Origin of the sequence: Endozoicomonas sp. ALB115, assembly GCF_049310245.1 — a bacterium.
In the GTDB taxonomy this organism is placed as follows: Bacteria; Pseudomonadota; Gammaproteobacteria; order Pseudomonadales; family Endozoicomonadaceae; genus Endozoicomonas.
Map to the genome: position 1 here is coordinate 1 of NZ_JBLYZG010000106.1, position 9231 is coordinate 9231.

The 9231-nt window shown below is 48.9% G+C and carries 9 protein-coding genes; 3 read left to right on the top strand and 6 right to left on the bottom strand.

Annotation, left to right across the window (positions count from 1 at the left end):
* From ACO6VE_RS23190 to ACO6VE_RS23215, 6 genes are all read right to left on the bottom strand, one after another.
* On the bottom strand, positions 1–1033 hold a 1033-nt coding region (locus tag ACO6VE_RS23190), incomplete at its 3' end, for an Ig-like domain-containing protein (RefSeq protein WP_422463736.1).
* A 70-nt stretch (positions 1034–1103) separates the two neighbouring features.
* Complete coding sequence (locus tag ACO6VE_RS23195) at positions 1104–2429, bottom strand: HlyD family type I secretion periplasmic adaptor subunit (protein ID WP_422463738.1); 1326 nt, start codon at positions 2427–2429, stop codon at positions 1104–1106.
* Between the two features lies 1 nt (position 2430).
* On the bottom strand, positions 2431–4194 hold the full coding sequence (locus ACO6VE_RS23200) for a type I secretion system permease/ATPase (protein ID WP_422463740.1): 1764 nt from the start codon (positions 4192–4194) through the stop codon (positions 2431–2433).
* A gap of 306 nt (positions 4195–4500) precedes the next feature.
* Complete coding sequence (locus tag ACO6VE_RS23205) at positions 4501–4962, bottom strand: nucleoside deaminase (RefSeq protein WP_422463742.1); 462 nt, start codon at positions 4960–4962, stop codon at positions 4501–4503.
* An 88-nt stretch (positions 4963–5050) separates the two neighbouring features.
* On the bottom strand, positions 5051–5620 hold the full coding sequence (locus tag ACO6VE_RS23210; RefSeq protein WP_422444640.1) for a hypothetical protein: 570 nt from the start codon (positions 5618–5620) through the stop codon (positions 5051–5053).
* 366 nt (positions 5621–5986) lie between these two features.
* On the bottom strand, positions 5987–6256 hold the full coding sequence (locus ACO6VE_RS23215; protein WP_206679410.1) for a hypothetical protein: 270 nt from the start codon (positions 6254–6256) through the stop codon (positions 5987–5989).
* A 215-nt stretch (positions 6257–6471) separates the two neighbouring features.
* Between ACO6VE_RS23215 and ACO6VE_RS23220 the strand changes: the two genes are divergently transcribed.
* The 3 genes from ACO6VE_RS23220 (at position 6472) to ACO6VE_RS23230 (ending at position 9137) form a co-directional block, all read left to right on the top strand.
* Positions 6472–7071 (top strand): glutathione S-transferase family protein, encoded by a 600-nt coding sequence (locus tag ACO6VE_RS23220; protein WP_422444638.1) that lies wholly within the window; start codon positions 6472–6474, stop codon positions 7069–7071.
* A 256-nt stretch (positions 7072–7327) separates the two neighbouring features.
* Positions 7328–8155: an orotidine-5'-phosphate decarboxylase gene (gene pyrF, locus ACO6VE_RS23225; RefSeq protein WP_422444636.1), complete on the top strand. Its 828-nt coding sequence runs from the start codon at positions 7328–7330 to the stop codon at positions 8153–8155.
* Between the two features lie 349 nt (positions 8156–8504).
* Positions 8505–9137 carry a hypothetical protein gene (locus tag ACO6VE_RS23230; protein WP_422444634.1) on the top strand — a complete coding sequence of 211 codons (633 nt, stop codon included), beginning with the start codon at positions 8505–8507 and terminating at the stop codon, positions 9135–9137.
* Positions 9138–9231 lie beyond the last annotated feature (94 nt).

The following is a 9231-nucleotide window of genomic DNA, read 5'->3' on the forward strand; positions in this document are numbered from 1 at the left end:
TGATGAACACAACCCCGTTGGCCGTGGCAACTTTTTTGTAGCCCGCTGCGGCGGTGTAAGTAGCGTCATCACTGTCGGCCAGGTCCGCCCAGACGGTGCCGTTGACACTCGCGATGGTCAGGGTGTCGGCTGGCAGGTCACTGTCTGTGTCGTTGTCACGGATGATGTTGCGGCCACTGAGCTCACCACCCTCTTCCAGGCGGTAACGGTCATTCTCCGCCTTTGGGGAGTTGTCATTCTGCGGTGCGACATTTACAGTCAGGGCTTGAGTATCGACCCTGAATCCATCACTAACTTGAACTTCAACCTCATAGCTTATTTTACCACTTTCAAAGTCTGGCTCTGTTATGAAACTGAGAGTGCCATCAGCTTCAATCTCAAAAGAACTAGAATCTGCCCCTCCTGAAATACTGAAAATAAGATCACGACCGCTTTGATCGACATCTATCGCTGTAACTTTGGTCACTGTATTACTATTTTCCAGAACTTCGATTACAGCTTTATCGCCGCCGCCATTACTCGTAATTATTGGGGCGTCATTTTCATCAATGTCTAATAGTTCATCAGCAACAAAGCTTTCACTGTCCTCAGTCCCCCTCTGAACCCCGGAAGTATCAAAACCCGCCTCCGGTTCCACCTGAATACCGCTGAGATCGAGAATAGTCTGGCTGCCAAAACCTGAATTAACCTGACTATCCGGCTGGCCTGTTGCGGGTAGAGGAGTATCCGGGACTGGCGGAAGTTCAAACTGTTCCGCTTCTATTTCTATTTCTGCATCGTCTGGCAGGAAATTCTGATAGAAGGCGGTAAAGCTGAACTCATCATTATTGCTCAGTTCAAGTACCTGGCCATCAAACAGGTCGATATGAATAAAACCGTCGGCTCCGGTTATGACTGTTTCGTTTGGGTAGACGACATCACCAGCCTGAAGTACACGACGAGTTCCGTCAGGGGTAATGGCCTCGACCTTGCCAATGGCAAAGTGAATGGATCCGGCAGATTTGCTGGCAGTAGCTTCCTGAATAGTGTCCACGACTGGCTCCTTGTTATTGTTCCCGGGCAACTCCGGCCCTGTGTCAGTTGTAATTTTCAGATCAAAATGTTTATCGTTCGCTGAAGGCCAGCTGTCTGGCTCTCAACACCGGCTTTAACAGGTACTCAAGGAGTGTTTTCTTGCCGGTTAAAATATCTACTGAGGCGACCATTCCGACGATAACGGGGCGGCTGTTATCACCTTCATTGCCCAGGTGGCTCTTGTCGGTTTTGATTCTGGCCAGATAAAAGCTTTCGCCCTGTTCATCCGTGATGGTGTCGGCACTGATATGCGTCAGTTCTCCATCAAGACCGCCGTGGATAGTAAAGTCATAGGCGGTAAAGCGAACCGTGGCTTTCTGGCCCGGGTGCAGAAATGCAATATCCTGTGGCCGGATTCTGGCTTCAACCTCAAGAGTGTCGTCTACGGGGATGAGTTCCATCATCACCATACCCGGCTGGACAACACCGCCTTCGGTGTTGACAAGAATCTGCTTTACCACGCCTTTCATTGGTGCCTTGACCCGGGTACGTTCAACCTGGTCACTGACGGCGGTTTCTTTTGCGGTTAGTTCATGCAATTGGGCAAGGGTTTCGTTTAACTCTACTCGTGCTTTATTGACGAAGTTCAGCTGTGCCTCATTAATTCGTTGTTGTGTCTCTTCCTGTTGTGCAGCAATCCGCTCCAGATTTTTCTCGGCAATGATTTTTTCACCCCGGGTATCACTGACCTGTCGTTCAAGACGGAGCACTTCGACTCTGGACACTGCGCCTTCTGCAGACAGATCACGGGCAAGCTGGAGTTCTTCATCCAGCAACGCAAAACGGCGTGCCAGCATCTCTCGCTGCGCTTTTGTCTCAAGTGCCTGTTTCTTCTGCTGGGTCAGCTGTTGTTGATAAACACCAATACTACTGGCCAGTTCCAGCTGGCGATGATGAAAGAGTTCCTTCTCCCGGTCGGCAAGCACCGGCACGTTTGCTGTCAGCAACTCAGGCATGACCGGCTCTCCGCCTTCCACTTCTGCCAGCAAACGAGCCCTTCTGGCCATCAATGCATGACGGTTGGCCAGCTGGCCCTGGCGGGTGGAGGTAAACCGGGTGTCGTCCATCACCATCAGCACCTGCCCCTGTTCCACCAGTTCGCCTTCAGAAACCAGAATATCATCAACAATACCACCTTCCATATTCTGGACATTCTGCACCTGGCTGGAAGGAATCACTTTTCCTTCTCCACGGGTAATTTCATCCAGCTCACACCAGCCTGCCCAGAGGATAAAAGTCAGAAGACAGAGGGCAACTGTCATGATCAGTGGACGGCTTCCTCTGGTGATTTTATTGATTTCCGCCTCGCTGGCAGCATGCCAGTCAGAGCCTTGATGGTTGGCGAGGTCACTCATTTCAAATCACAACCTCCTCTGCGGTCTTCGGTGCAGAGTGTTGAGCCTTGTTCGCCCCCCTTAACACATCATTAGTACTGCCACTGACACTGATTTTTCCCTGATCAAGCACCACAATATGGTCCATCGCATCCAGCAGATTCATTTTGTGTGTCACCAGTATGACGGTGGTCTCTTTCAGTTCCAGAAGTAGCTGGCGAAAACGCGCCTCCGCCTGTGAGTCCATGGCACTGGAAGGTTCATCCATAATAATGGCCAGCGGGTTTGTCACCAGGGCCCGTGCCAGGCCAACAGCCTGAGCCTGACCACCGGACAGATGCCGTCCGCCCTCACCCACCATAAAATCCAGGCCTGCACTGCCCGCCTGGATTATGTCCTGCAAACCGGACTGCTCCAGTGCTCGCACAATATCACTGTCGCTGATCCCTTCACGGTGCATGGTGATGTTGTCACGCAATGACGCGTTAAACAGTTCTGTGCGTTGCCCAACATAGCCTACATGACGGCGAAACCAGTTCGGATCAATCTGACGAAGATCCATACCATCGACACCAATCAACCCTTTGCCAGGCTCCCGGAGCCCCATCAGCAGTTGCAGGAAAGTGCTTTTTCCAGAACCCATCCGCCCGAGAACGGCCAGCCTGGTTCCCGCCGGAATCTGCAGATTTATATCACTCAGCAGGTCAGGAGCATTCGGGTAAGCAAACGACATATTATTGATATAAAAATGCCCCTGAAACCTATCAGGCCGGAGCAATTTGCGCTCCTCTGGATACTCCTGGGGAAGGTTCATGATTTGCCCGGTATGATCCAGTGCCTGCACTGTTTTTTCATACTGGTTCAATAAACCAATCACCTGTGAGACAGGGGCAGCACAGCGACCGGAAATCATCATGATGGCGATTAACCCGCCCATGGAAAGATCACCCACACTGATGAGATAAACACCAGATATAACCAGTGCAACGGTGTTCAGCTGAAGCATTAATGTGGTGACCTGCCCGGTAATGGTCTGCAGATGACGTATTTTAAGCGAGGCATCGGCAACCTCACGGTTTATTTGGCTCCACTGCCTCTGATTCTGGTTTTCAACATTACAGCTCTTCACCGAAATCAGCCCGAGTAACAGCTCCATTAAAAAGTTCTGACGCTGGGCTGAAGCCCCCTGCTGCCGGGCAATCACGGACTGAAGAGGCCTGTTCAGCAGCCAGGCCACAGTCAGGGCAATACCAATGCAAACAACCGGAATGATTACCAGCCAGCCACCCAGCCAGACCACCAGCCCAAGAAACAGCACAACAAACGGCAAATCGATGAACGCCATGACCGTTGTCGAGGTAATAAAAGAGCGAACGCTGTCAAACTCGGCCAGCTGATTCATAAGATTTCCCGCACTGCCGGGGCGACTGGATAGCTTCAGCCCTAACAGGCGATCCATCAGGCGGGAAGACAGGGTGAGATCAACCTGTCGTCCAGCCAGGTCAATATAGCGGGATCGGATCAGTCGAATAACGGCCTCAAAAAAGAACGCAAGGACAACGCCGGTTGCCAGCATCCACAGGGTTTCAAATGCCTGGTTAGGAACAACCCTGTCGTATACATTCATAACAAACAGTGGGGATACCAGGGCAAAGAGATTGACCAGAAGACTGGCCAGCAGCACATCTCTGTAGACACGCCAATAAGGTGCAAGGGCATGCCAGAACCATGGGTAGAGAGAAGCCTGCTTATTGTTATAAGTGGTTTCTTTGTTGGTTGTATGCACTTTAATTCTTGTCGTTAGTTGAAACGTGGCTACTGCTGGATGACGGGTAATCTACGGCTCTGGGCACGGCAAATTATCCGTTGCACGAAAAAATCCGGTTTTGGCATCATCAGTGGATCAAAGCAACCTTAGCCAATCCGTAAAAAATGTGAATTCGTGCACATTTTTACCATTTTATAAGTATTATTACCACCCGAACTCACTTAACCCGGAAAAGTCAGCCGATTGAGATCAGCAGAGTTTTTTTGTGGCGGAAGGGATAATAAAAACTTATGGATGATAAGCAAAAGACAGGCAGTAATACTTTTATGACGGGTGCGGCCAGAACTCCATGATCAGTTCGGAGGCTCGCTCTTCTTCAATCGGGCCAACAACATCGATGGTCGGGTGGCAGCCTTTAAAAATCTCATGGCAATCTATATCAATAGACTGTCCTGATAGTTGCTGGAGTGTTTTGCCACTGCAACCAAATACAACTTTAGAGATGCCTGCCCAGTAAATAGCGCCAGAACACATGGCGCAGGGCTCAGAATTTGTGAACAGTGTGCACTGTTCCAGTTCATGCTGAGAGAGTATCTGATGAGCCCTGGAAATCAGATTCATCACTGAATGCCGGGTTACATCATTATCGGCAATGGACGTGTTTCCCGCCTCTATGACGACACGACCTTCCTGTGCTAGCAGTGCTGAAAATGGCAGCTGGCCATGATCAGCACTTTGCCTTGCCAGTTCTATGCTGTGTAACAGCAAGGATGAATACTCATTCATACAACATGACTCATGTTTAACAGCGGCACCAGCAGTGTAGACTGTATAAAAATGTCGTGCAGGTTAATTTTCATGCATTCATGCCTGTTCACATGAGTTTGTAGGTTTTATACTGATCAATCAGATCGGGAAGAGAATAATGTTTCCAATAATCATTACCAATATGGAGTTTTGCCGACTCACATCCATAATCATCTATAAACGTAATGATCGTTTTCTCGTTTCCCTCTAACACTTCAACCTTGGCGTTCGCTGTACCGTCTAAAGACATTCCAGGATGAAAACCAATATGAGAAGCTCCTTTGGTTGTGTGAATATCGATGACGACGAGCATTAATTTTTTAAAATTCAGACGTCCGACAACAGAATAGTTAATAGAGCCTTCGAATGTCAGAGATACAGGAGGGTTAAATGGTTCCTCCAGATTAGCCACCCTGGTGTCCTGGTCCGAATTGACGGGTGTTTTTGGAGGATCATGCGTTTGAATCTCAAAGTTTGCAAGACTGGATTGCTCTTCAGGACCAACGGGGTTCTGGCGCTGGGGCCGACTTTCTTCATGAACAGAAACATCGCGACCAGCTAATGAGGCTGCTCTTTCCTTTTTATGATCTGGCGGTTGTATTGCCGAAATCAACACTATCTTTGGATTGAGCAACATTAATAGCTGTGTCCATTGATAAACTCCTTTTCGTTACTCTCTCTGATATAATTCTATGAAGTTAGAGGCTTTTTTGGCTTTTAATTTTTTTAATGCCGTATTCAAATTTAATAATAAAATTAAGTTTGCTGAATTTTGGACAAGCAAATTAACTGATAGTTCAATTTATATCCTGATCCCTTTTCCTTTCATTAAATCCGTTGGCAGGGTAGCGGCCCACTTAAATAGTTAACCAAATAAAACATATTTTCTGACCAGATGATCAGTCACTCCCGGCAACGGCTCCTGCGCTCGCTCCTGCATCCATGCAGTCGTGCGGTGTTAGAATTCTGCGGGAGGCTGACCGAGAATAGACTGCCCTACTACTTAAAGATCCTCAGCCCATGGCATTTCCGGCAGAGCATCCAGGTTCGTGTTATACCGCTGTTCATTGAACGCCGTCTGATGATTAACCACATCCAGCAGCTCAACACACAGGGCGCAGGCGATGTACTGAATGGCTTCTTCCCGCTCAACACCTTCCAGCATCAGCCTCATCAGGGTCTCTTTTACCCTTGGTGGGTTATTTTCTGCCAGCTGGTTTTCAACTATTTCGATGATGGCCTCACCACTCATCAAATCGTCACTATCGATCATTACCATATACCCTGGAATTTTATAGAAAGCCTGCATTCTATCGAGAGTGGCATTTGAATGCTCACTGTAGATAGAAAATGAACAATGTCATTTACTGTCTATGTAGCAAAAGGGAAGCTTGTCGCACCCATTCTTCTTCCACAAAATAGACTTGCACCGTCTTTGAATAAAGAGTACCAATATCGGACAAAATTTTGGCAAACAGGAGGAAGCCTGTGTACAAAGTTTACGGAGATGCCCAGTCCGGCAACTGCTACAAGATCAAGCTGCTGATGAGCCACCTGGATATTGACTGTGAGTGGGAGCACACCAATATTCTGGGTGGCGGAACGCATACCGATGAGTTTCTGGCCATGAACCCCAATGGCAAGATTCCGGTCATGGCATTACCCGACGGGAATTACCTGTGGGAGTCCAATGCCATTCTGAACTATCTGGCTGACGGCACTGACTATCTCCCTTCAGACCCTTTCCTCAGGGCAAAAGTTCTCCAGTGGCAGTTTTTTGAGCAATACAGTCACGAGCCTTATATTGCAACGGCCAGGTTTATCGTGAAATTCCTTGGCAGACCCAAAAAGCATGAGGCTGCTCTGCAGGCCAAGAAAGCCAGTGGCTACAAGGCACTACAGGTAATGGAGACGCACCTGGAGCATCATGACTGGCTGGTTGGTGACCAGATGACCATCGCTGATATCAGCCTGTATGGCTACACGCATATTGCACCGGAGGGCGGGTATGGTCTGACCGATTTTCCTTTTATCATGGCCTGGCTTAAACGGGTCAGGGAACATCCAAAGCATGTGAAAATGGGGTAATGGCTTTAACCCGGATATTTCATAAACTGCCCCGAATCTCGCGCCGGACTTTGTCGCTCTAAGGGATTTTGTGAGGGAGCGCCGTACCGCGGAGTACGGTCGACTGAGCAAAACTCCCTTAGAGCGGCAAAGGACAAGCGAGATTGGGAGCACGTTTATGAAATATCCGGGTTAAGCCCCACCAAAGCATGTATAAAGATAACGGATACTGCTAGACTCCCCGCTCAGCACTTTTTACCTAACGCTGAGGTTAACAATGGGGTTTCTTGATCGGGTTCAGGCTGCCATGGAGAACAACAACACACTGTTGTGCGTTGGCCTTGACCCTTCACCCGAGCGCTTTCCTGCCGCTATTCAGGCGATGGATAAGTCCATCTTTGCATTCAATAAAGCCATCATTGATGCAACCGCCGACCTGGTCTGCTGTTATAAGCCCCAGGCGGCCTATTATCATGCCCATGGTGCTGAAGATCAGCTGGCCATGACCATTGATTACATTCGTACTCAATATCCGGCTATCCCGGTCATTCTCGACTCCAAGCGTGGTGATATTGGCAGCACTGCCAGCCAGTACGCCATTGAAGCCTTTGAGCGTTATCAGGCCGATGCGGTGACCGTAAACCCCTATATGGGGATTGATACCATAGAGCCATTCTCAGGCTATGCAGATAAGGGAACGGTAGTTCTGTGCCGCACCTCAAACCCCGGCGCTGCTGCTATTCAGAACCTGTCGGTCCGCCAGGCCAATGGTGAGTCGGCCATGCTGTATGAAGTGATTGCCCGGATGTGTCAGGAGCAGTGGAATAAGCATAACAATATCCTGCTGGTTGTTGGTGCCACAAACCCAACGGAGCTAAAGCGTATTCGGGACATTACCGGAGATATGACGTTCCTGGTGCCGGGCCTTGGCGCTCAGGGTGGCGATGTGGAAGCAACCGTTAAAAATGGCCTGAACAGCAAAGGCCAGGGAATTATTGTGAACTCATCCCGTGGCATTATTTATGCCAGTGGTGGCGATGACTTTGCTGAAGCCGCAAGGAACGCAGCGATGGAATTACGGGATCAGGTAAACCGTTATAGATAGTCCCAGTCTGCGACTATTGACTGGTACATCATTTCAATAAGTTTGATGTGTACAATCTCCGTTCACCCTGAGCGCCCTTCGGCTCGGCTCAGGATGCACGGACGAAGGGTGATTGGCACAGTCTTTATTCAAGGCACGGTGTTTACGCCCTTCGACTCCGCTCAGGACGAACGGAGCTTGGGAGTCATTGATCGAAGGAACCCATCAATTACATTGAAACCATGTACTAGAGTCGTTAATAGCCATCGGTAATTTAACAAAATTATTCTCACGTCGGCATGAACACCACGATCAGATTGATGTCTCTTTCATGGGTAACTTCTTTAAATTTGCCTAACAAGGTTGTTCCATGGACCGATCGTCACCAACACCCTTCTCTGTTGACCACTCAACCACTTTTCCTGATCACCGACCGTCAACAGAAAACCAATCGGAAGTACAAGCATTAAACAGGAGTTTGCGAAGAGAAGAGCCGGAAAAAATGCTCCCGGATGGTCAGACCAGGGGAGATCATGATCCATCAAAATCTTTAGCGTCTTTGCGAGCCTCCCGGCATTCAGATCCGGAAGTTTCAGTCCGTCAGAAACCATCGACAACACATCCTGCAGCGGAAGATTCAGTGGAAAGAGTCAAAGACAAAACATTATTTTTTGAAGGGAAAATAGCAGAACAACAGATCCAGACATGTCAACCCAGGCCGTATAGTTCCCCTCACTTATCAAATCAACACTGTCAACCGGCAAAAGTCAGTGCCGAAAGTCAGAGCATGCAAGACCTTCGTTATTATAGTGATCGCTCTTGTGCGCCATGGGAGCAAGAGTTCAGGGCCATTGGCCAAAACCCCACAGCATCAGCGACCACACAGCAGCCAACAGAACCATCTGCCAAAACGCCTGAAAAGGTGACGCAAGAGTTACAAAACGTGATTGATGATCTTTATGGATATCTTGTGCAATTGGGTGTCAGGCCGGAGAGTGAGTGATCAGGTGCATATTCTGGCTAATCGTGAACGCTCATTCTGGCAAAGCGTGAACACGAATTCTGGCCAGGCGTGAACATGGATTCTGGCTGATCGT

Coding starts and splice junctions, on each gene's coding strand:
- ACO6VE_RS23195 (WP_422463738.1), bottom strand. CDS start 2,429: ATGAGTGACCTCGCCAACCATCAAGGCTCTGACTGGCATGCTGCCAGC.
- ACO6VE_RS23205 (WP_422463742.1), bottom strand. CDS start 4,962: ATGAATGAGTATTCATCCTTGCTGTTACACAGCATAGAACTGGCAAGG.
- ACO6VE_RS23210 (WP_422444640.1), bottom strand. CDS start 5,620: ATGTTGCTCAATCCAAAGATAGTGTTGATTTCGGCAATACAACCGCCA.
- ACO6VE_RS23215 (WP_206679410.1), bottom strand. CDS start 6,256: ATGATCGATAGTGACGATTTGATGAGTGGTGAGGCCATCATCGAAATA.
- pyrF (WP_422444636.1), top strand. CDS start 7,328: ATGGGGTTTCTTGATCGGGTTCAGGCTGCCATGGAGAACAACAACACA.
- ACO6VE_RS23230 (WP_422444634.1), top strand. CDS start 8,505: ATGGACCGATCGTCACCAACACCCTTCTCTGTTGACCACTCAACCACT.